Source organism: Lysinibacillus sp. GW247-5R2A (genome assembly GCF_059424475.1).
In genome coordinates this window covers 424,590-446,774 of sequence record NZ_JBWKZL010000001.1, presented here as the reverse complement: position 1 = coordinate 446,774, position 22,185 = coordinate 424,590, and the positions used below count along the sequence as shown (strand labels likewise).

Genomic DNA, 22,185 nt, shown 5'->3' with positions numbered 1-22,185 from the left:
TCTAAAATATATGTTCACCCAATGGGCGCTACCTGCATATGATGGAGTGAAAAGAGTCGAAGGAGGAATTGCGCTGAAACGTTTACGACAAATCGTGACGAAAGCAGTAGTTGCCAAAGGGAAGAAGAGAACGGAAGAGCGTGTAACATTATCACCAACAAATAAACCGACAAGTATTTTAGGATGCTGGGTAATTAACCATACTTGCTCTGCTAAAAGAGTCGGGAAATTTGTAGAAGTAACAGGGAAATTTGATGTCAATGTATGGTATGCCTATAGTAATCATTCAAAGACAGCTGTGTTTTCGGAAACAATTCACTATAAAGACAAAGTGAAGCTTCACTATCGAGAAGGGGAAATTAGCGTTGGTGATGATGTTCGTGTACGGGTAATACAAGAACCGAATTGTATTGAAGCAGTAATTTCTTCATGTGGGACGAAATTTGAAATTGTAGTAGAACGTGAAGTGGTTGTGGAAGTAATGGGTGAAACAACAATTTGTATTAGTGTACATCCGCTAGATTATGAAGAAGACTGGAGCCTTAATGATGAGAGTTCATCTTCATCGTCCTCATCTAGCTCAAGCTCAAGCTCATCGTCAAGCTCTGATGGAGAAGGTAGGTATGTATTAGAGTCATCATCGTTTCCTGATGAACGACCAAGATAATTTTAGAAACCATCATTTTTCGATACATGCGAAACGCTAGCATCTTAAAAAAGGTGAATGAAGCGTTTCGCATGTATCTTTTGTTATAATAAAACTATCTATAGGTAAGAGCGAGGTAAATATTTATATGACAACATATACACCAATGATGCAACAGTATCTACAGGTTAAAGAAGATTACAAGGACGCCTTTTTATTTTTTAGATTAGGTGACTTTTACGAAATGTTTTTTGAGGACGCCATTAATGCCTCACAAATTCTAGAAATAACGTTAACGAGCCGGGATGCTGGCGCAAAAGAACGAATTCCAATGTGTGGTGTGCCGCATCATTCGGCTAAAAATTATATTGAAACACTTGTGCAAAAAGGCTATAAAGTGGCTATTTGTGAACAAACAGAAGATCCAAAGCAAGCAAAAGGCGTGGTCAAACGTGAAGTGGTTCAACTCATCACACCCGGTACAATTATGGAAGGGAAGACACTTGAAGGGAAATCCAATCATTTTATTGGAGCAGCCGAACAACTAGATGACACAACATTTGGCTATGCATATCTAGATTTATCAACAGGTGAAGCTGTGGCTTCGTCCCTTGAAGGAGATGGCAAAGCATTATTAATGCAAATGCAGGCCTATGGTATTCGGGAACTTATTGTAACGGATGGTTTACAGCTATTGTTAGCAGAACATGCTGCAAATGCCGCCATTGTACTGTCAGTGGAAGCCGATGAAATGATGGTGGATAAAGCAGCAAGCTATGTAGAAGCTGTTCCACCAGCCCTACAAATTTCATGTCTTCGATTATTGGCCTATATAGATAAAACACAAATGCGTTCGTTATCACATATTCAAGCATTTACGTTTAATGAAATGAAACATTATTTACGCATTGATTCTAGCTCAAAGCGAAATTTAGAGCTCATTCAATCCATTCGCGGTGGAGATCAAAAAGGGACACTGTTATGGTTGCTCGATGATACTGTCACGGCAATGGGGGGTCGTAAATTAAAACAATGGCTACATCAGCCGCTTGCAACACGCTCAGCTATTGAGTCTAGACTAGCAATTGTGACTGATTTATTAGAAGAATATTTTGTCCGAACAGAGTTACAAACTGCCTTAAAACAGGTATATGATTTAGAGCGGCTAGCTGGTCGCGTTGCTTTTGGCAATGTCGGTGGCCGTGATTTAGCGCAATTACGTGATTCGTTGCGCCAAGTGCCAGCTATTCAGCAGCAGTTAATAGGTGCGGGAAAGGAGACACTCCAACAATTAGGGACAGCTCTCGATACATGTACAGTTGTTGAGGAGCTTTTAGCAAATGCTATAACAGATAATCCACCAATTACCATTAAAGAAGGAGATGTGATTCGAGACGGCTATCATGAACGATTAGACGAGCTTCGATATGCCGCTCGTAATGGTAAGGATTGGATTGCCAAGCTCGAGCAAGAAGAGCGTTTGAAAACAGGCATTAAAAACTTAAAAATTGGCTATAATCGCATCTTTGGTTATTATATTGAAATTACAAAATCTAATATCCATTTAGCGGATTTAACTCGTTATGAGCGCAAACAGACGCTAGCTAATGCAGAGCGCTATATTACACAGGAATTAAAAGAAAAAGAAGCATTGATTTTAAATGCTGAAGAAGAAAGCCTTACACTAGAATACAACCTATTTGTAGAAATTCGAGATGCATTAAAGGAATTTATTCCACGTGTACAAGCACTGGCAGCGAGCATAAGTGAATTAGATGTTTTGCTAAGCTTTGCGAGCATCTCAGAAAAATATCGTTTTACAAAACCACAATTCCATAATGGACGAGCGCTTGAAATCATTGAAGGTCGCCATCCTGTTGTAGAAAAAATGTTGAATAAGCAAATGTATGTACCAAACGATTGTGTGCTAGAAGAACAGAATAATATGATGCTTATTACTGGGCCGAATATGTCTGGTAAAAGTACCTATATGCGTCAGGTAGCATTAATTGTTGTCATGGCACAAATGGGCTGCTATGTACCTGCTGAAAAGGCGAAGCTACCCATTACTGACCAAATTTTCACTCGCATCGGTGCAGCGGATGATTTAGCAGCAGGGCAATCTACATTTATGGTAGAAATGCTTGAATCTCAACACGCCATTATGCATGCTACAAAAAACAGTTTAATGTTATTTGATGAAATAGGGCGGGGTACCTCTACTTATGATGGGATGAGCTTAGCTCAATCCATGATGGAATATATTCATGACAAGATTGGTGCCAATACATTGTTTTCTACGCATTATCATGAATTAACAGCTCTAGAAAAGGATTTACCACGCTTACAAAATGTACATGTCGCAGCGACCGAAAAAAATGGCATGGTTGTGTTCCTGCATAAGGTGAAAAAAGGTGCTGCTGATAAATCATATGGTATTCATGTGGCACAATTAGCGCAATTACCAGAAGAAATTTTGGCAAGAGCGCGTGTGCTATTGGAAAACTTTGAGGCTGGGAACGAAGTAGTGGCTGAAACACCAAAAATAGCAGAACCGCCACTGCAAATGTCTTTATTTACTGAGGAAGAGCCAATTGCACCAGCTGGGGCAGAGGTGCTAAAAAAATTAGAGAAAGTTAATATTTTAGGAACTTCACCGATGCAGGCAATGAATATTTTATATGAGTTACAGCAAGAGTTATTAAATATGAAAAAATAAAGGAGTGATTCGTTAGTGGGAAACATACAAATTATGGACGAATGGCTCTCCAATAAAATTGCAGCAGGAGAAGTAGTTGAAAGACCAGCTTCAGTTGTCAAAGAGCTAGTAGAAAATGCGATTGATGCGGGAAGTACGTCCATTGATGTTTTTTTACTAGAAGCGGGTCTCACTTCCATTCAAGTAATTGATAATGGTAGCGGTATGGATGAAGAGGATGCCATCATGTCATTCTCTCGCCATGCAACAAGTAAAATCCATCAAGAACATGATTTATTTCGTATTCGGACACTGGGCTTCCGTGGTGAGGCATTAGCATCAATAGCTTCTGTTTCAAAAATGACTTTAATTACATCGAACGGTGAATCAGGTACACATTTAGAGCTGGAGGGTGGTCATATGTTGACGCATAAGCCCGGCCCTTTACGTAAAGGGACAGATCTGACGGTATCACAATTATTCTTTAACACACCTGCTCGCTTAAAATATATGAAAACTATTCAAACTGAACTTGGGCACACAATAGACTTAATGAATCGTCTTGCGCTGAGTAAACCTCAAATTGCGTTTCGATTATTGCATAATGGTCAACTATTACTCCAAACAAATGGACGAGGAGATGTGCAACAAGTGCTTGCTGCCATTTATGGAGTACATAATGCGAAGAAAATGGTGTCATTCCAAGGGGAATCACACGATTATCGCATTTCTGGCTATGTGACCCTACCAGAGGTGACGCGGGCTTCAAAAAATTATATGTCTCTATTCGTCAATGGTCGCTGGGTTAAGCATTATTTAGTACAGAAAGCTATTGTTGATGCCTACCATACGTATTTACCGATTGAACGTTTTCCGATTGTGGTTCTTTATATAGAGGGAGATCCATTTTTGACAGATGTTAATGTGCATCCTGCGAAACATCAAATTCGTTTAAGTAAGGAGCCAGAGCTTTTAAAATTAATCGAAGAAACTATCCGTGAAAGAATACGTAGCGTTATTCGTGTACCACAAATGGAGAAAAAAGAAAAAATTGTCAATCCAGCTACAGAGCAATTAAATATTTGGAAGCCTGCACCTCAGATAGATGTGGAGAAAATGAACGCAATTGTAGAGAAGTTATATGATGTGCAAACCGTTCAAGAAAACAATCGAGAAACTACAATAGAGCCAGAGTCTGTTTCTACTATTGTGGAGAATTACGCGCAGCCTACTCCGCCATTACAGGCTGAAGAAATAGAAGAAGTAACTGTTGTGGAGCAACATGAGGAATTAGTAAATGAGACGGTTAAGGAACCGTTCCCTGAGCTAGAGGTAGTCGGGCAAATCCATGGCACATACATTGTCGCCCAAATGGAGGATGGTTTTTATTTAATTGATCAACATGCTGCACAAGAGCGCATTAAATATGAATTTTTCCGAGAAAAGGTCGGTCAAGTTAATCCACATGAGCGTCAGGCATTACTGCTTCCACTAACATTCCACTATGCGGCCGATGAGGCACTTATATTACGAGAACACAAACATGAATTAGAAGCAGTAGGCGTATTTTTAGAGGAATTTGGACAATCTTCCTTTGTTGTACGCGAGCATCCTAGCTGGTTCCCTAAAGGGGAGGAACAGGAAATCGTTGAAGATTTAATTGAACAGGTGCTAACGACTAAAAAGGCAGATGTAAAGAAATTACGTGAAGCCGCTGCGATTATGATGAGCTGTAAAAAATCTATTAAGGCCAATTATTATTTAACGAAAGAACAAATGGAAATATTGCTGAGAGATTTACGCAAAGCTGATAATCCATTTACATGTCCACATGGACGTCCAGTGCTCATTCATTTTACATCGTATGAAGTGGAGAAAATGTTCAAACGGGTCATGTAGTGAAAAGGGGGAACATAATGGGCGAATTTATTTTAGCAATTGATCAAGGCACAACAAGCTCAAGAGCTATCTTATTTAATAAAAAAGGTGAAATTGTTCATGTAGCACAAAAGGAGTTTCAGCAAATTTTTCCTAAGGCTGGCTGGGTAGAACATAATGCCAATGAAATTTGGGGTTCGGTCCTTTCAGTAATTGCAACTGTCTTAACAGAAAGTGGGCAAGATGCTAGTGAGGTCCATGCTATTGGAATAACGAATCAGCGAGAAACAACCGTAGTGTGGGATAAGCATACAGGAAAGCCTATTTACAACGCCATTGTCTGGCAGTCGCGTCAAACGCAAGAAATCGTGAATGACCTGAAAGAACAAGGGCATGAAGAGCTTTTTCAACAAAAAACGGGATTACGACTAGATGCTTATTTTTCAGCCACAAAAATTAAATGGATGTTAGAACATGTAGAGGGTGCCCGTGAAATGGCTGACAATGGAGATTTATTATTTGGCACGATTGATTCTTGGATTGTTTGGCGATTATCAAAGGGAAAGGCTCATGTTACCGATTATTCAAATGCGGCTCGAACGTTACTATACAATATTCATGAATTACAATGGGATGCGGAACTTTGTCAGCTATTAGATATTCCGATGTCGATGCTTCCTGAAGTGAAAAATTCATCAGAAATTTACACTGAAACGGCAGCAAGTATTTTCTTTGGCGAAAAAATTCCGATTGCCGGTATTGCGGGTGATCAGCAGGCGGCACTTTTTGGTCAAACTTGTTTTACAAAAGGAATGGCTAAAAACACTTATGGTACTGGCTGCTTTATGTTATTGAATACAGGGCAACAGGCAGTAAAGTCGGAAAATGGGTTATTGACGACAATTGCTTGGGGAATAGATGGTAAGGTGACCTATGCATTAGAGGGAAGTGTTTTCGTAGCAGGCTCAGCGATCCAATGGCTACGAGACGGACTACGTATGATTCGGACTGCTGAGGATTCAGAAACCTATGCTAAAAAAGTAGTTAACACGGATGGTGTCTATGTTGTACCTGCCTTCGTTGGGCTAGGTACACCTTACTGGGATACAGATGCTCGTGGTGCCATTTTTGGTTTAACGCGTGGCACGTCTAAAGAACATTTCATCCGTGCAACACTTGAATCATTAGCCTATCAAACGAAGGATGTACTCGATGCGATGGAGGAAGCAGCCGGTGCACCTATTGAAATACTCCGTGTAGATGGTGGTGCTGTAAAAAATGAGTTATTAATGCAATTCCAAAGTGATGTTTTACAGTTGCATGTAGAACTGGCAAAGCTCAATGAATCAACAGCACTAGGTGCGGCTTATTTAGCAGGACTTGCTACAAATTTTTGGCCAAATCAAGAGGTTTTATCAGCACTGTGGGTAAATGGTCAAACCTACCAGCCGAAAATGGAAAAAGACCAAGCGACAGCTCTTTATGCTGGCTGGCAAAGAGCTGTAGAGGCAACACGAATTTTTAAATCTTAGCTATTGGGGGAAAAAAGGTATGTTTTCATATGAGCATCGTCCAAAAATTTTATATTACTTAGAGCACTATAGTTTTGACGTTTTAGTCATTGGTGGAGGCATTACGGGTGCAGGTATTGCCCTGGATGCTGCCTCAAGGGGATTGTCCGTCGCATGTATCGACATGCAGGATTTCTCTGCTGGAACATCGAGTCGATCGACTAAACTCATCCATGGTGGACTACGATATTTAAAGCAATTTGATGTAGGAGTTGTAGCAGAGGTGGGACGTGAGCGAGAAATCGTCTATGACAATGCTGTTCATGTGACAACACCAGAAAAAATGCTTTTGCCTTTATATAAAAAGGGTTCCCTTAGCCCAATGACAACATCTCTAGCCTTAAAAGTTTATGACCGTTTAGCAGGTGTCAAAAAACAGGAACGTAGAACGATGCTAAATGTGCAAGAAACCTTAGCATTGGAGCCTTTACTCAATCAAGAAGGACTTGTTGGTGGAGGCTATTATGTTGAATATCGTACAGATGATTCACGTCTTACAATTGAAGTATTAAAAAAAGCTGTTGAATATGGGGCACTTTGTCTTAATTATGCGGAGATGAAGGAGTTTATCTACGACAAGAAAAAGCTTGTTGGCATTAAAGTAGAAGATCATTTAACAGGACGCATATTGAATGTACATGCTGCTCAAATTGTTAATGCTACAGGTCCTTGGGTGGATAATGTACGACAAAGGGATAAAGTAGCTGATAATAAGCAATTAAGATTGACGAAGGGTGTTCATATTGTCCTGAATCAAAAGGATTTTCCATTAAAGCAAGCAGTTTATTTCGATATTGCTGATGGACGTATGGCATTTGCAATCCCGCGTGATGGTAAAACCTATGTAGGTACAACGGATACTGTCTTTGAGGGCAATCCAGTACATCCTGTTGCAACACAGCAAGATGTGGACTATTTAGTTGAGGCGGCAAAGAAAGTTTTTCCTACCGCCAATATTACAAGAGCTACAATTGAATCATCGTGGGCAGGCGTTCGTCCATTAATTTATGAAAAAGGAAAGAATCCTTCAGAAATTTCAAGGAAAGATGAAATTTGGACGGCTCCGAGTGGTTTAATGACGATAGCAGGTGGCAAGCTAACAGGCTACCGCCAAATGGCAGAAACGATTGTAGATAAAATCGTAAAAACCCGTCGTTATAAGCATGCGAGTGCATCCATCACTCGAGAATTATCACTGTCAGGAGCAAAGGGTATTAACGCCATCAATTTCCCTGATTATATTGCCTATAAAGCTCGAGAGGGTGTTCAGTACGGTTTAAATTATGATGAAGCCAAGCAACTTGTCCAAAAATATGGCACGAATGTGGATGCTTTATTTGATCGTGTAAAATACTTACATGAGCATGGTAGTACAATGCCACTTACTTTACATGCGATGCTATTATATGGCTTAGAAGCTGAAATGGTCTATACTCCAAGTGACTTCTTTATTCGTCGTACTGGCATGCTATATTTTGACATTGAAGCAGTCAAGCTCTATAAGCAACAAGTGCTTCAAGTGATGCAACAACACTTGAATTATACGGAGGAACAACGAAATGCTTATATGGCTGAATTAGATCAAGCCATCATGGATGCCACTATTTTCGTGAAAGAAGGGGAATAAGCGATGGAGCGTTATATTCAAATGTCGGATGGACATTTTGTATTCACACGAACACTAGAATCTAAAAGGCGATGTATTGGACATATCCATATTTTACACGGCATGGCAGAGCATAGTGGTCGTTATTTAAAATTTGCTCACACGCTTCAAAATGCCGGCTATGTAGTGACGATGCACGATCATCGTGGACATGGTGAAACAGCTGCTTATAATGGAACTTTAGGCTTTTTTGCTGAAAATAACGGCTTTGAACGTGTTGTAGAAGATGCACATGAAGTCATCACTCAATTACATGCAACAGTTGCCGACAAACCGCTCATTATTTTTGGTCATAGTATGGGCTCATTCATTACGAGACGCTATATCCAACGGTATGGGGGACAGGTAGACAATGTTGTGCTCTGTGGAACTGGCAATGTTACAGCTTTACATGCAATTGGTAATATCGTATCCAAGGCTCTAGCAAAAGGGCTTGGTAAAGAGACAGAAAGCAGGCTTCTCAATCAATTAAGTTTTGGTAGTTTTAATAAGCAGTTCCCAAATCCGAAGACTGCCTATGATTGGCTATGCTCCGTACAGGGAGAAGTTCAAAAGTATATAGATGATCCATATTGTGGCTTTATTCCGACCAATCAATTTTTTGTCGATTTAACAACAGGCTTTTCAACCTTGAATCGCAAAAAGGAGATTGCCAAAGTAAGAAAGGATCTTCCAATACTTTTGATAAGTGGCAGTCAAGATCCAGTCGGTGAACAGGGACTAGGCGTGTACGCAGTTGCAGAACAATTAGCAACTGCTGGTGTGGAGGATGTCACTGTTTATTTATTTGAAGATAAGAGACATGAAATTTTAAATGAAGACAATCAAGAAGCAGTCTTCCAAGTATTATTACGGTGGTTAGAAAAATATGATAGAAAATAAATTACAGCAGGCAGAGGTCGTAGCAATAGTGGGACCAACTGCTTCTGGAAAAACAGCATTAAGTATCGAACTTGCCAAAAAGTATAATGGAGAGATCATTAACGGTGACTCCATGCAAGTTTATAAAGGATTAGATATAGGTACGGCGAAAATTACGGAAGAAGAGATGGAGGGAGTCCCTCATCATTTACTAAGTTTTCTGGAGCCGACAGAATCATTTTCAGTGGCCGATTATCAAAAGCTAGTAAGAGCGAAAATTGCTGACATACAAGCTCGTCATAAGCTACCAATTATAGTAGGTGGCTCAGGCTTATATGTACAAGCTGTTCTGTTTGATTTTCAATTTACTGATGAAAAAGTGGACGAGGCAGCACGCCAAGCCTATTATGATGAATTAGCGAAGCTTGGTCCTGAGGCCATGCACGAAAAATTAAAACAACTAGACCCTCAAACTGCCGAGGCCATTCATCCAAATAATACACGTCGAGTCATTCGCGCACTAGAGATGCTAGAATTAAGCGGTGTATCGAAGGCAGCTGAAGCTCAAAATCGAGGTGAAGTGCCTCTCTATAATCACTTGATCTTAGGGCTAGGTCAAAATATGTCGCGAGACATGCTTTATGACCGTATTAACCGCCGTGTCGATTTGATGATGGAGAATGGTCTTTTAGAAGAGGTCAGAGGGCTATGGCAACAAAATATCCGAGGTGTGCAGTCTATACAAGCCATTGGTTATAAGGAATTATATGATTATTTAGATGGGAAATGTTCGCTAGAAGGCGCTCTTGACAGCTTAAAACAAAACTCTCGTCGCTATGCGAAAAGGCAACTTACTTATTTCCGCAATAAAATGGATGTCCATTTTGTGATGACAGATGAGCAATTATAAAATTAAAGAAAAATTTCTAAAAATTACTAATTGATAAATTGGTAGAACGTGCTACTATAGGAATGAAGAGGTAGAAAGTTAGTAGGGAGGCTATTTGATGAAATCAATCAACTTGCAAGATACGTTCTTGAACCAACTACGTAAAAACAGTGTTTTTGTAACTGTATTTCTATTAAACGGATTTCAGTTAAAAGGGACTGTGAAATCATATGATAATTTTACAGTTTTATTATTGGATGCTGAAAATAAGCAGCACCTGATTTACAAGCACGCCATTTCTACATTCGTTCCAGCTAAACAAATAGAATTTTTAGAGACAGAAGCTTAAAAAAATTGTTAAACAGTTAGTGTGTTCTTCACACTGGCTGTTTTTTTTTCTACAGGCTATAATGATAGAGGAAATAGATATTTGGAGGACGAGTTTGATGAAATCATTGGAAACAACACAATTATTAGAACTATTAGATGCAAATGAAGACCTATATATTATTGATGTACGTGAAGAGGATGAAGTTGCACATGGCATGATTCCTGGTGCTCAGCACATTGCTCTTGGGACAATCCCAGAACGTCTAGAGGAATTAGATGAAACTAAGCCATATATTATCGTTTGTAAGGCTGGTGGCCGTTCAGCTAATGCTTGTTCTTATTTAGAGGCACAAGGATTTGATGTAACAAACCTTGAAGGCGGCATGTTAGCTTATGATGGCGAATTAGAATTTAAATAATGACATAATGAAAAAAGAAAGAGCGTATACTCTTTCTTTTTTCATATGCTTATTTTTGGAGTGAGTCCATGATGAGGCTAAAGTTTTTTTCAAAGTTCATGTACGGGTTCACATTTTTTTGGCCGCGAACCTTTGAGGCATAGCTGGCAAAATTTAAACCAGCACCGTATATTTGTAAAGCGCCATTCGCAAGATCTCCCTTTTGTAAAAGCTCAATGCCATCCTTTAAGAAATTTTCACTCTCATCGAAATGACATTCCGCCATGTATTTATCTCCACTATAAAATAATTTCAAATTTTCCATAATGACATACGCTGTTTCCTCACTGATGGAAGCATCAACATTCATTAATAACTGATTAATCGGTTTCACTAACTGAGCGTAATGACTATCATAATTTTCACAAGTCTCTGCAATAGCGTTTCTTAATTCTCTTGCATTCATTCTAACTCCTCCTTAAAAGAAAATTTTGTTCTTACCTATGAAGTAATTTGCGTTTCCTTTTCCCTTTTCCCTTTATCTATAAATCGTACTCTATAATTTTCAGAAATATGTTACAATTATATCGATGAAGGAGGGATTTTGTATGTTTCGTTCAATAGCACCCCCAACAATGTCTTTTCAGTAGAATCTACTGTTAAGGCATACAATAACAGTTTGCTCATTTTCACTAGATTCTACTGTGTAGGTTAATACTTATACGTAGAAAGTAGGAATTGTAATGAGCGGAAAATTAGCGTTTGTATTATCCATGATTATTTTTGGCGCAGTTGGTGTTTTTGCCAAGTATATCCCTTTGTCTTCAAGTGAAATCGCTTTTTGGATGAGCTTAATTGGTGCTTGTTTTTTGATAGTGATTTTTATTTATAAAAAGGAAAGTTTAACGAAAATAAGTATTCTCAAAAATAAGTGGAAATTAATTCTTTCTAGTGGTGCCTTATGTGGGAATTGGATTTTCTTATTTCAGGCTTATAAAGAAACAACAATTGCTAATGCTGCACTCAGTTATTATTTTGCACCAGTACTAGTTATCTGTTTATCTCCAATGATCTTAAGGGAGAAGCTAGTTGGCAGAAAAATTCTGTATGTCTGTGTGGCCATTATCGGGCTATTTTTGATTGTCCAAAGTCAAGGCATGGGAGACAGTAAACATTTTATGGGCATTGTCTACGGTCTTATCGCTGCATGCTTTTATACAGCTCTAACATTTACAAATAAATGTATATGTGGCTTAAAAGAACCGGAAAATACAATTATTCAACTATCTTTAGCAGCTTTTTTCCTTTGTTTTTATATACTTGGAACAACAGAGTTTCAGGTTATGACACTCAGTGTTAAGTCAGTCCTATTATTAATGACATTAGGTATTGTCCATGCAGGGGTAGGATTTTTATTGTTCTTTTGGGGCATGTCAAAGCTGAAAGGGCAAAGTATAGCCATTCTTAGCTATATAGATCCACTGACATCATTAGTTATTTCAACGATGATTATTGGAGAAAAAATGACGCTTCTACAAATAATAGGAGCGGTCCTATTATTAGGGTCAACATTGCTAAGTGAGCTAGAAAAAGAATAGACATACAAGTATCACATTCAAATATTGACAGAAGAAATATACTGTCGTAGATTAAAAATAGTTTAATATAAGCATTAGGTGCCCATTAAGGGAGAATAGGGAATAAAGTGAAAAGCTTTAGCGGACCCGCCACTGTAAAAGGGAGTTTAATAGTGAAAACCACTAGCTCATTGCTGGGAAGGTACTATGAAATGTTGAACTTAAGCCAGGAGACCTGCCTATTTGCTTGAAGAGGATATAGATGATGGAAAAGTCTGTAGTTTATTTGTCATGACAATAAACTACAGGCTTTTTATTTTGTCTTCATGAAGAACGAGAGGAGAAATGACAATGCAATTATTACATGACACAATTCAAAACATTCAAGGCGCTAATAAAAATAGTAGGGAGCAAGCAAGGAAGCGAATAGATATTCTTTGTAAGCCGCCAGGTAGCCTAGGTAAATTAGAGTCCATTGCTGTGCAACTTTCTGGGATTACAGGACAATTATATCCGGTGATTGATCAAAAGGTGATGATTGTCTGTGCAGCAGATCATGGAGTTTGTAAGGAAGGTGTGACGACGAACCCACAAGATGTTACTTTATTTCAAACATTAAATTTTCCAAAAGGAGGTACAGGTGTTTGTGCGATTGCAAGTGTGACGAATACGAAGGTTGTAACGGTAGATGTTGGCGTAAGGGATGATCTTCCACTCAATGCGGGCGTAATCGTTCAAAAAGTAAAATATGGTACAGATAACATGGCACAAGGCCCTGCTATGTCTAGAGAGGAGGCCATTCAATCTATTGAAGTGGGGATTCGTGTGGCAACAGATGAAATCATAAAAGGAGCCAATCTACTTGGAACAGGTGAGATGGGCATTGGTAATACAACGCCAAGTACTGCGATTTTAGCTGTTTTGACTGGCTATGACCCAATTGAAATAACAGGGTTTGGAGCAGGCGTTGGTCAAGGAGGAATTGCTCATAAAGCAGCGGTCATTGAAAAAGCAATTACGCTCAACAAACCCAATCCTAACGATATTATTGATGTTCTAGCTAAAGTTGGAGGGCTAGAGATTGGAGCTATGGCTGGTATAATCCTTGCAGCCGCAAGTCACCGAAAACCTGTTGTGATTGATGGATTTATTTCAACTATTGCTGCACTTATTGCTTATCACATTGAACCGAAAGTAAAGGACTTTATTATACCGTCTCATGCATCGGAGGAGCCAGGGGCTAAAATTGCTGCTGAATTACTAGGAGTAGAGCCCATGCTGCACATGAATATGCGGCTAGGAGAAGGTTCCGGTGCAGCCTTAGCCTTTCCTCTATTAGATGCTGCTTGCTCAATGATGAAAAATATGGTGACGCTGGAAGAAGCAATGAATCTTTTGGCTAAATAGTTACTGAAAAAAAATAAGCGCAAATAGTTAAGAAACCATTTGCGCTTATATAAACAATGATAGACTCTATGCCCGATTCAACCTTCGCAAAGGTAAACGCCATTTCATCATATAGGAAAGAATACGTAAGGCTGTTATTACCGCAAATAAAATATAAAGGAAGATATCTCCTGTAAAAACTTCAAATCCAATAACGAGCCCTGCGAGAGCAGCCCAAACACCATAGACTTCGTCACGAAGAACAAGTGGTTTTCGTCGAGCTAATAAATCACGCACGATACCACCACCTGACCCAGTTAAGACCGCAGCAACAATGACAGCGCTAATCGGCATATTTAGCTTTACGGCGTAGAGTGCGCCTTGAATAGCAAATGCTGATAAGCCAATTGCATCTGTAAAATTGCCCCAACGATGCCAGTGTTGAATCAAATGATGAGGAAAAATAAAAAATATGGTAATGGCAGCAAGTGCAATTTGAAACATCATATCCTGTCCCCATAATGTCGTGACAGGTAGCCCGATAAGTAAATTTCGAATAGCCCCTCCGCCAAAAGCAGTGACGATACCGAGTATATAAACACCGAATAAATCGTATTCCTCTTCCATTGCAATAATTGCCCCAGAAATAGCAAAGGCAATTGTACCAATAATACTAAAAACTTCCCAAGCCATCCCTTTCACCCCTTCTATAAATAAATGAATCTCATTCCTAAAGCAGAAAGATCCTGTAAGTAACAAAATCTATGAATTTAATAGCCAAAATTCATCATTAAATACTCTTCTTGAAATAAGTCCGCACATTAGCTTAGCGTAAATTTCGCTGAGAAACAATAGGCAAGTTTTACAGGGACCTATACAAATTGATAAGATGTTAATGAAATAAAGAAAAACATCTGTCATAAGCGTTCATTACAAGTAGACGATGAGGGAATTCTAGGAATATCGAGGTTCATTTAGATATGGAATCAAGTTTACGGAATATATGCATGACAATTGTGAAATGGAGAAGAAAAGAATGACGTTTACATCTAATTTATCAGCATCGACGCTATCTTTAGCGGCAACAATAGAAGAGAGAGTGAGACCTTTTCATGCTCAGGTGGAAGAGATGGCGTTTTACAACCAGCAAAAAGTGCTAGCGGCATTTCGAAAACATCAAGTTAGTGATTATCATTTACACCCATCCAATGGCTACGGCTATGACGATGAGGGACGCGATAATTTAGAGCGTGTCTATGCAGAGGTGTTTGGAGCAGAAGCTGCCATTGTTCGACCGCAAATAATTTCAGGGACACATGCAATTACGCTTAGTCTATTCGGTGTGCTACGTCCTGGTGATGAGCTGCTTTATATTTCTGGTCAGCCCTATGATACGTTACAATCCATTGTTGATGGTGGTGACAAAGATACAGGCTCCCTTAAAGATTATCAAATCGGTTATTCACATGTTGATTTACTGGATAATCAAACCATCGATTGGGCCGGTGTGAAAGGGGCCATAACAGCAAAGACGAAAATGATTGCCATTCAACGATCAAAAGGGTATGCAACACGTCCATCCTTTTCGATCGCAGAAATTGCTAATATGTGTGCAAACATTCGTGAGCTAGCACCAGAGGCCATTATTTTTGTTGATAATTGCTATGGTGAATTTGTAGAAAAGCAAGAGCCTACAGAGATTGGTGCTGATTTAATGGCGGGCTCCCTCATTAAAAATCCTGGTGGAGGATTAGCGAAAATTGGTGGCTATATTGCAGGCAGAGCAGATTTAGTGGAGAAATGTGCGTACCGGATGACATCACCAGGAATTGGGGCAGAAGCAGGAGCGACATTAAATACATTAGGTGATTTTTATCAAGGATTTTTCCTAGCTCCGCATGTTGTATCACAAGCGTTAAAGGGGGCCATTTTTACGGCAGCTATGCTAGAGGAAATCGGGATGAATACATCTCCAAGTTACCAGGCACATCGGACAGATTTAATACAATCGGTTTCCTTCCAAACCGCACAGCAAATGATCGCCTTTTGTCGGGAAATACAAGCCAACTCGCCAATTAATGCTCATTACGCACCAGAACCAGCCTATATGCCAGGCTATGAAGATGATGTCATTATGGCAGCGGGAACATTTATTCAAGGCTCTAGCATAGAGCTTACAGCAGATGGTCCAATACGTCCGCCTTTTACAGCCTTTATACAAGGTGGACTAACATATGAGCATGTAAAATTTGCTATTTGTAGTGCGGTACAAGCTATTCAAAAATAGAGAGGAGGAAATGGACAAACCGTAAATTTGAATAGTTTTTTACAATTTTCTCTCGGATTGAAAAAAATAGTGCCAACCATGTTAGGAAACCTTACATGGTTGGTTGACAGTGAAAAAATTTCGTTATATGATAAGCGGGTATTGGAGGAGGACTTAAATGAGTCGTGAAATTAGACGAACTATGCCGTTATTATCAATGAGTATTGTAATGCAATTAACTGAGCTCTCGGCACGACAAATTCGTTATTATGAAGAACACCATTTAATTGAGCCGCACCGAACAGAAGGCAACCGTCGAATGTTTTCATTAAATGACGTCGACACATTGCTTGAAATTAAAGACTACTTAGAACAGGGTATGAATATGGCGAAGATTAAAAAAATATTTGCTAAAAGGAAAGATCCTGTTGCTACAATTGAAGAACAAGATTTAAGTGATTCTGAATTACGTCAAATTATGCGCGAAGAAATGCGACAAGCACAGCGCATGCAAAAATCATCCATCCGACGAGGGGATTTATCTCGATTCTATTAAAAATAGGGTAGGGTAAACATAAAAGCTAGACAAATTATAGGAGTGTGGAAAACTGTGGGTAAATACACAAAAGAGGACATTAAACGTCTCATCGAAGAAAAGAACGTAAGCTTTATTCGTTTACAATTTACAGATATTCTTGGCACAATCAAAAACGTTGAGATTCCTGTAAGTCAATTAGACAAAGCAATGGAAAATAAAATGATGTTTGATGGCTCATCTATTGAAGGCTTCGTTCGAATCGAAGAATCAGATATGTATTTATATCCTGATCTTGATACTTTCGTAGTATTCCCTTGGACTTCCGAAAAAGGGAAAGTAGCACGTCTTATCTGTGATGTATACACTGCGAAAGGCGAACCGTTTGCTGGTGACCCACGTAACAACCTAAAACGTATTCTTAAAAAAATGGAAGATATGGGCTTCTCAAGCTTCAATTTAGGGCCAGAGCCTGAATTCTTCTTATTCAAATTAGATGCAAAAGGCGAACCAACATTAGAAGTAAATGACCATGGTGGTTACTTCGACTTAGCGCCAACAGATCTAGGTGAAAACTGCCGTCGTGATATCGTATTAGAGCTAGAAGAAATGGGCTTTGAAATCGAAGCTTCTCACCATGAGGTTGCTCCTGGACAACATGAAATCGACTTTAAATATGCGGACGCTGTTACAGCTTGTGATAACATCCAAACATTTAAATTAGTAGTGAAAACAATTGCTCGTAAACACGGTTTACACGCTACATTTATGCCAAAGCCATTATTTGGTGAAGCAGGTTCTGGTATGCACTTTAACGTGTCACTATTTAAAGGTAAAGAAAATGCATTTTATGATGAATCTACAGAATTAGGACTATCTAGTACAGCTATGCAATTTATGGCTGGTGTCCTTGCACACGTACAAGGTTTCACAGCGGTTACAAATCCAACAGTTAACTCTTATAAACGTCTAGTACCAGGTTATGAAGCACCATGTTATGTAGCATGGTCAGCACAAAACCGTTCACCACTTATTCGTATTCCTTCAGCACGTGGCCTTTCAACTCGTGTAGAAGTTCGTTCAGTGGACCCTTCTGCCAACCCATATTTAGCAATGGCTGTTATTTTAGAGGCAGGTCTAGAAGGTATCCGTCAAAACTTGACGCCACCAGCAGCTATTAACCGCAACATCTACGTGATGTCAGAAGAAGAGCGTCAAGCAAATGGTATTGAAAATCTACCAGCGGCACTTGATGATGCTTTAACTTTATTGGCTAAAGACCAAGTAGCACAAGCTGCTTTAGGTGAGCATATTTACGCTAACTTTAAAGAAGCAAAAGAAATCGAGTTCGATATGTATCGTACAACTGTACATCAATGGGAACGCGATCAATATTTAAAAATGTATTAATAACGCATAAAACCGAGTACCTCTGAGAGAGGCTACTCGGTTTTTTTTGAAATAGGGAGGGGGCATTACTCGCCCCCTCCTTAACTATTAATGGCCCATATGTTTATGGGGATGATGCGGCATATGACAAGGGTTAGGTGGCATACCGCACATTGTATGTGTTTCACAGCATTCATTAACAACTGATTCTGTGCATGGGAAATAGTATTGATGATCGATCATATGTTTATTCACTGTTGTGACATGTGCTGGTTGTACATGTGGAACAACTGTATGGATATAATTTGTACGGACATATTGCTCGGGTGGTAAAAATTGTGGTGGATCAAATTGCATTGGCATTGTTTGTGGCGGACAGCAGTGTGGACCTTTTGCCGGATGGCGTCTTCGTTGAAACATGTTATAACCTCCTGTTTTGATAAGTTGTCGTTCATTATTAAGATATGAGATAGACGTCAATAGGGACTATTTATTTGCCTATTATTGAATAGGTAAATCTAACAATTCGCTGAAATGGTAGAAAATCTAATGTTGATTCGCCTACAAATTAGATGAAAGAATGAACTACCAAAAGTTTTTTTCACATTTTATTGCTGTCATCATGATAGTGAATCGACCTAATGTTGAAATAATATTCCCCAGCATCTTGGCATAAATGTGTCGAAATTTTCACAAGTAAACAACAAACCTAATGCTTCTAAACTATAGATAATCGCGCTGGAAGTTAAATGAGCATAAAAAATTAATAAAAAAGTATATTTTTTGAAAAAATAGATATTGTCAATAAAACAGTCATACAGTATACTTTTTAATTGATAATGATTATCGTTATTGATTATAACTTAGGAGGAAATGTATGTCGAAATTATCACTACGCAATAAAAATATTTTTATTCTTTTTGCTTTATTATCAATAGTATCTCTCTTGATGGTTGGATGTGGAGATAAAGCTACAAACACTAGTAGTAGTTCACAAGAAACGGATAAAGCTGAAGAAGGTAATACGGAGTCTTCTAGCCGTGACATCACCCACGCTATGGGCACTACGACAATTGAAGGAACACCTACAAAAATCGTTACACTATACCAAGGGGCTACTGATGTAGCAGTAGCAATGGGCATTAAGCCAGTAGGAGCAGTAGAATCTTGGGCTGAAGCACCTTTTTATAATTATTTGAAGAAAGATTTAGATGGTGTTGCGGTTGTTGGACAAGAAACACAACCAAATCTTGAAGAAATTGCAAAGCTTAAACCAGATCTAATCATTGCATCGAAAGTTCGTCATGAGGAAATTTATGATCAGCTATCACAAATTGCACCAACTGTTGCTCATGAAACGGTATTTGATTTCAAAGGTACAGCTGAAATGATGGGTCAAGCAATGAATCAAGAAGAAAAGGTTAAAGAGTTATTTGGAGAATGGGATACGCGAGTTGCTGATTTCCAAACAAAAATTAAAGAGAAGCTTGGCGATAAATGGCCGTTCCATGTTTCGGTTGTCAATTTCAGAGCAGACCATGCACGTATTTATGTAACTGGATATGCAGGTTCTATATTGTCTGAGCTTGGCTTCCAAGGTCCTAAAAATTTAACAGATGACTCATTGGAGATCGTCAAGCTAACGGATAAAGAAAGTATTACGCAAATGAATGCCGATGTCATTTATATGTTCATGGAAAATGATGAGGCAGTGAAAAAGAATTATGAAGAATGGACAAATCATCCACTATGGAAAGAGCTTGATGCTGTGAAGGCAAATCAAGTGTATCAAGTAGATGAAATCAATTGGAATCTAGCTGGTGGATTTATTAGTGCTAATTTAATGCTAGATGATATTTATGACAAATTTGAATTAGATAAATAGAGAAAGTGATTAGGGCTGTTTAAATGACAGCCCTCTCCTTGTAGTGTTTAACCTATAAAAACCTGCAACTTTTCTCATAAGTTAAAATGTGGATCAAGAAAGTTGGCGCAAAATGAGAATTTTTCTTTCTACTACCTCGATGAAACAAATAGGGTTGTTCATCAGTTGTTTGATCCTTTTGCTGACGTTTATGTTCAGCATAACTATTGGTCAAACGTCCATTCCCTTCTCGTCAATCTATGATGCCATTTTTCATTATGATGCTGCTAATAAGGAGCATGTCATTATTCGAACATCTAGATTTACAAGAGCTGTGATCGCTACAGTAGTTGGCGCAAGCCTAGCTATTTCGGGAGCACTAATGCGGGCATTAACTAGAAACCCTTTAGCAGCTCCTGATATTTTAGGTATTAATGCAGGGGCAATATTTTTTATTGTCAGTGCCATTACTCTTTTTTCTGTTAATTCCCTAATGAGTTATATGTGGATTGCCTTTTTAGGTGCTGGTGCAGCGGGAGCTATGGTGTTTTTCCTTGGATCATTAGGGAGAGATGGTTTAACACCAATTAAAATAGTGTTAGCTGGTGCAGCGATTACAGCTCTATTTGTCTCGTTTACGCAGGGGCTTTTAGTGATTGATGAGCAAGGTTTACAAAGTGTACTCTTTTGGTTAGCGGGGTCAGTATCCGGTCGAAGCATTGATATGCTCATACCTGTCCTACCGTTTATTTTAGGGGGCACAGTCGTGGCAATAGGTATGGGCCGTTCAATAAATATTTTACAATCAGGTGATGATATTGCAAAAGGCTTAGGCCAACGAACGATGCTGACGAAACTCACACTCGGTATCATCGTTATTATTCTTGCAGGTAGCTCAGTTGCTGTAGCAGGTTCCATTGGCTTTATTGGTTTAATTGTCCCTCATATTGCGATTCATCTTGTTGGTATGGATTATCGTTGGATTATACCGTACAGTGCGGTATTAGGAGCTATCTTGCTGCTCCTTGCAGATATAGCAGCAAGATACGTAATTATGCCATTAGAAATGCCGATTGGTGTAATGACTGCATTAATTGGTGCTCCTTTCTTTATTTATATTGCACGAAAGGGGTTAGCAAAAAATGTCTAATTATAGGACGTTTCGAACGAAATCCGATCGCATATCTTTTCAAATCGCCAAGAGAACTTGTTGGATTATACTACTATTAAGCTTATTATTAGTCATCATTACGATTATGGGCTTATCTGCAGGTAGCGATTTTATTCATCCTTTCATAGTAGTGAAGGAGTTATTAGGCTACGGGAATGGAGAGTATGATTTTGTCTTACATACATTAAGGCTCCCACGTATATTGATGGCCTTACTAGTTGGTGCTGCGCTAGGAGTTGCTGGTTTAATATTACAAGGAATCATACGCAATCCGCTAGCTGCTCCAGATATTATTGGTGTAACGAGTGGGGCATCTATGGGTGCAATTATTTTTATCGTGTACTTTATGGGATCAGTCGGCATTCAATTTTTACCGTTAGCGGCCATTTCAGGTGCGGCCATTATCTCCTTTATCATTTACTTGCTGTCATGGAGAAAAGGTGTCACACCTATTCGCATGGTGCTTATTGGAATTGGGATTTCCGCATTAGCAAAGGCAGTTGTAACTATGCTGCTGGTCATCAGCGAGGTAGCTGCAACTACGAAGGCCTATCTATGGCTGACTGGAAGCTTGTATGGGGCGAATATGACAGATGTCTATTTGCTTTTACCATGGGTGGCTGTTTTAGTACCTTTAACATTTGTTTTAGCGAGAACAGTCAATGTGAAGGAATTAGGGGATGACATTGCGACAGGGCTGGGCGTAAAGGTTCAAGTGTACCGTTTGCTTTTTTTACTCATTAGTGTCATGCTAGCTGGTTCTGCGGTTGCTTTTGCAGGAGGAATTGCCTTTATTGGATTAGTAGCCCCTCATATGAGTAGACTGCTTGTAGGGCGTTCTTTTGCAGGATTAATACCCGTTACTGCTATAATTGGTGGCATTATTGTCATCGTAGCTGACATTGTTGCTCGAACAGCCTTTTTACCAAAGGATTTACCAACAGGTGTCTTTACGGCTGCTATTGGAGCACCATTCTTTATTTATTTACTATTTAGAACGCGCAATCAATAATGCCTAATGATAAATGTGTTAAAAGCGTGAGAGAAGAAGGTGAAGGGA

Annotated in this window: 20 protein-coding genes and 1 riboswitch; of the genes, 17 read left to right on the top strand and 3 right to left on the bottom strand. The window is 39.1% G+C overall.

Translation table 11 applies throughout. The features are described from left to right. The first annotated feature begins 10 nt into the window (after window positions 1-10). From cotE to AC07YC_RS02170, 9 genes are all read left to right on the top strand, one after another. Window positions 11-667 carry an outer spore coat protein CotE gene (gene cotE, locus AC07YC_RS02210; protein ID WP_225316246.1) on the top strand — a complete coding sequence of 219 codons (657 nt, stop codon included), beginning with the start codon at window positions 11-13 and terminating at the stop codon, window positions 665-667. A gap of 127 nt (window positions 668-794) precedes the next feature. Continuing rightward, the gene (gene mutS, locus AC07YC_RS02205; protein WP_494918270.1) at window positions 795-3,365 is read left to right on the top strand and encodes a DNA mismatch repair protein MutS; all 2,571 of its coding nucleotides are present in this window, start codon (window positions 795-797) and stop codon (window positions 3,363-3,365) included. A gap of 15 nt (window positions 3,366-3,380) precedes the next feature. Beyond that, window positions 3,381-5,243, top strand: coding sequence for a DNA mismatch repair endonuclease MutL (mutL, locus tag AC07YC_RS02200; protein ID WP_494918269.1), 1,863 nt, complete (start codon window positions 3,381-3,383; stop codon window positions 5,241-5,243). 17 nt (window positions 5,244-5,260) lie between these two features. Continuing rightward, window positions 5,261-6,754, top strand: coding sequence for a glycerol kinase GlpK (gene glpK / locus AC07YC_RS02195; protein ID WP_494918268.1), 1,494 nt, complete (start codon window positions 5,261-5,263; stop codon window positions 6,752-6,754). A 19-nt stretch (window positions 6,755-6,773) separates the two neighbouring features. Beyond that, window positions 6,774-8,420, top strand: a complete 1,647-nt coding sequence (locus AC07YC_RS02190; protein WP_336634281.1) for a glycerol-3-phosphate dehydrogenase/oxidase — start codon at window positions 6,774-6,776, stop codon at window positions 8,418-8,420. A 3-nt stretch (window positions 8,421-8,423) separates the two neighbouring features. Then, window positions 8,424-9,341: an alpha/beta fold hydrolase gene (locus tag AC07YC_RS02185; RefSeq protein ID WP_336634280.1), complete on the top strand. Its 918-nt coding sequence runs from the start codon at window positions 8,424-8,426 to the stop codon at window positions 9,339-9,341. After that, window positions 9,328-10,230 (top strand): tRNA (adenosine(37)-N6)-dimethylallyltransferase MiaA, encoded by a 903-nt coding sequence (gene miaA / locus AC07YC_RS02180; RefSeq protein WP_336634279.1) that lies wholly within the window; start codon window positions 9,328-9,330, stop codon window positions 10,228-10,230. The genes AC07YC_RS02185 and miaA overlap by 14 nt, the downstream gene beginning before the upstream one ends. A gap of 97 nt (window positions 10,231-10,327) precedes the next feature. Further along, entirely contained in the window at window positions 10,328-10,558 is a 231-nt protein-coding gene (hfq, locus tag AC07YC_RS02175; protein ID WP_025114023.1) for an RNA chaperone Hfq, read from the top strand. Window positions 10,559-10,655: 97 nt separating this feature from the next. Beyond that, complete coding sequence (locus AC07YC_RS02170) at window positions 10,656-10,958, top strand: rhodanese-like domain-containing protein (protein ID WP_336634446.1); 303 nt, start codon at window positions 10,656-10,658, stop codon at window positions 10,956-10,958. A 49-nt stretch (window positions 10,959-11,007) separates the two neighbouring features. Here the strand turns inward: AC07YC_RS02170 and AC07YC_RS02165 are convergent, their stop codons facing one another. After that, window positions 11,008-11,403 (bottom strand): hypothetical protein, encoded by a 396-nt coding sequence (locus AC07YC_RS02165; protein ID WP_336634278.1) that lies wholly within the window; start codon window positions 11,401-11,403, stop codon window positions 11,008-11,010. 277 nt (window positions 11,404-11,680) lie between these two features. On the opposite strand from AC07YC_RS02165, the gene AC07YC_RS02160 reads away from it, so the two are divergent. Together AC07YC_RS02160 and cobT are read left to right on the top strand one after the other, a co-directional pair. Further along, window positions 11,681-12,535: a DMT family transporter gene (locus AC07YC_RS02160; RefSeq protein ID WP_336634277.1), complete on the top strand. Its 855-nt coding sequence runs from the start codon at window positions 11,681-11,683 to the stop codon at window positions 12,533-12,535. A 60-nt stretch (window positions 12,536-12,595) separates the two neighbouring features. Continuing rightward, window positions 12,596-12,771: riboswitch (cobalamin riboswitch) on the top strand. Between the two features lie 94 nt (window positions 12,772-12,865). Then, the gene (gene cobT / locus AC07YC_RS02155; RefSeq protein ID WP_336634276.1) at window positions 12,866-13,921 is read left to right on the top strand and encodes a nicotinate-nucleotide--dimethylbenzimidazole phosphoribosyltransferase; all 1,056 of its coding nucleotides are present in this window, start codon (window positions 12,866-12,868) and stop codon (window positions 13,919-13,921) included. A 66-nt stretch (window positions 13,922-13,987) separates the two neighbouring features. Here cobT and AC07YC_RS02150 read toward each other — a convergent pair whose 3' ends face one another. Continuing rightward, window positions 13,988-14,593 (bottom strand): trimeric intracellular cation channel family protein, encoded by a 606-nt coding sequence (locus tag AC07YC_RS02150; protein ID WP_336634275.1) that lies wholly within the window; start codon window positions 14,591-14,593, stop codon window positions 13,988-13,990. Window positions 14,594-14,936: 343 nt separating this feature from the next. On the opposite strand from AC07YC_RS02150, the gene AC07YC_RS02145 reads away from it, so the two are divergent. The 3 genes from AC07YC_RS02145 (at window position 14,937) to glnA (ending at window position 18,111) form a co-directional block, all read left to right on the top strand. Further along, window positions 14,937-16,187, top strand: coding sequence for a methionine gamma-lyase family protein (locus AC07YC_RS02145; RefSeq protein WP_336634274.1), 1,251 nt, complete (start codon window positions 14,937-14,939; stop codon window positions 16,185-16,187). A 157-nt stretch (window positions 16,188-16,344) separates the two neighbouring features. Next, complete coding sequence (locus AC07YC_RS02140; protein ID WP_008174727.1) at window positions 16,345-16,722, top strand: MerR family transcriptional regulator; 378 nt, start codon at window positions 16,345-16,347, stop codon at window positions 16,720-16,722. 54 nt (window positions 16,723-16,776) lie between these two features. Then, a complete protein-coding gene (gene glnA, locus AC07YC_RS02135) occupies window positions 16,777-18,111 on the top strand; it encodes a type I glutamate--ammonia ligase (RefSeq protein WP_008174724.1) in 1,335 nt (444 codons plus the stop codon). An 87-nt stretch (window positions 18,112-18,198) separates the two neighbouring features. On the opposite strand, the gene AC07YC_RS02130 is transcribed toward glnA, so the two are convergent. Then, on the bottom strand, window positions 18,199-18,510 hold the full coding sequence (locus AC07YC_RS02130; RefSeq protein WP_336634273.1) for a CotD family spore coat protein: 312 nt from the start codon (window positions 18,508-18,510) through the stop codon (window positions 18,199-18,201). 457 nt (window positions 18,511-18,967) lie between these two features. Here AC07YC_RS02130 and AC07YC_RS02125 point away from each other — a divergent pair, with 457 nt between their 5' ends. The 3 genes from AC07YC_RS02125 (at window position 18,968) to AC07YC_RS02115 (ending at window position 22,137) form a co-directional block, all read left to right on the top strand. Next, window positions 18,968-19,975: an ABC transporter substrate-binding protein gene (locus tag AC07YC_RS02125; RefSeq protein ID WP_336634272.1), complete on the top strand. Its 1,008-nt coding sequence runs from the start codon at window positions 18,968-18,970 to the stop codon at window positions 19,973-19,975. A gap of 112 nt (window positions 19,976-20,087) precedes the next feature. Next, on the top strand, window positions 20,088-21,104 hold the full coding sequence (locus AC07YC_RS02120; protein ID WP_336634271.1) for a FecCD family ABC transporter permease: 1,017 nt from the start codon (window positions 20,088-20,090) through the stop codon (window positions 21,102-21,104). After that, entirely contained in the window at window positions 21,097-22,137 is a 1,041-nt protein-coding gene (locus AC07YC_RS02115) for a FecCD family ABC transporter permease (RefSeq protein WP_494918267.1), read from the top strand. Before AC07YC_RS02120 ends, AC07YC_RS02115 begins: the two co-directional genes overlap by 8 nt. Window positions 22,138-22,185 lie beyond the last annotated feature (48 nt).

Coding starts and splice junctions, on each gene's coding strand:
- AC07YC_RS02185 (WP_336634280.1), top strand. CDS start 8,424: ATGGAGCGTTATATTCAAATGTCGGATGGACATTTTGTATTCACACGA.
- cotE (WP_225316246.1), top strand. CDS start 11: ATGTTCACCCAATGGGCGCTACCTGCATATGATGGAGTGAAAAGAGTC.
- AC07YC_RS02130 (WP_336634273.1), bottom strand. CDS start 18,510: ATGTTTCAACGAAGACGCCATCCGGCAAAAGGTCCACACTGCTGTCCG.
- AC07YC_RS02150 (WP_336634275.1), bottom strand. CDS start 14,593: ATGGCTTGGGAAGTTTTTAGTATTATTGGTACAATTGCCTTTGCTATT.
- AC07YC_RS02120 (WP_336634271.1), top strand. CDS start 20,088: ATGAGAATTTTTCTTTCTACTACCTCGATGAAACAAATAGGGTTGTTC.
- AC07YC_RS02160 (WP_336634277.1), top strand. CDS start 11,681: ATGAGCGGAAAATTAGCGTTTGTATTATCCATGATTATTTTTGGCGCA.
- AC07YC_RS02170 (WP_336634446.1), top strand. CDS start 10,656: ATGAAATCATTGGAAACAACACAATTATTAGAACTATTAGATGCAAAT.
- glpK (WP_494918268.1), top strand. CDS start 5,261: ATGGGCGAATTTATTTTAGCAATTGATCAAGGCACAACAAGCTCAAGA.
- AC07YC_RS02190 (WP_336634281.1), top strand. CDS start 6,774: ATGTTTTCATATGAGCATCGTCCAAAAATTTTATATTACTTAGAGCAC.
- mutS (WP_494918270.1), top strand. CDS start 795: ATGACAACATATACACCAATGATGCAACAGTATCTACAGGTTAAAGAA.
- AC07YC_RS02125 (WP_336634272.1), top strand. CDS start 18,968: ATGTCGAAATTATCACTACGCAATAAAAATATTTTTATTCTTTTTGCT.
- hfq (WP_025114023.1), top strand. CDS start 10,328: ATGAAATCAATCAACTTGCAAGATACGTTCTTGAACCAACTACGTAAA.
- cobT (WP_336634276.1), top strand. CDS start 12,866: ATGCAATTATTACATGACACAATTCAAAACATTCAAGGCGCTAATAAA.
- miaA (WP_336634279.1), top strand. CDS start 9,328: ATGATAGAAAATAAATTACAGCAGGCAGAGGTCGTAGCAATAGTGGGA.
- AC07YC_RS02145 (WP_336634274.1), top strand. CDS start 14,937: ATGACGTTTACATCTAATTTATCAGCATCGACGCTATCTTTAGCGGCA.
- AC07YC_RS02140 (WP_008174727.1), top strand. CDS start 16,345: ATGAGTCGTGAAATTAGACGAACTATGCCGTTATTATCAATGAGTATT.
- AC07YC_RS02115 (WP_494918267.1), top strand. CDS start 21,097: ATGTCTAATTATAGGACGTTTCGAACGAAATCCGATCGCATATCTTTT.
- AC07YC_RS02165 (WP_336634278.1), bottom strand. CDS start 11,403: ATGAATGCAAGAGAATTAAGAAACGCTATTGCAGAGACTTGTGAAAAT.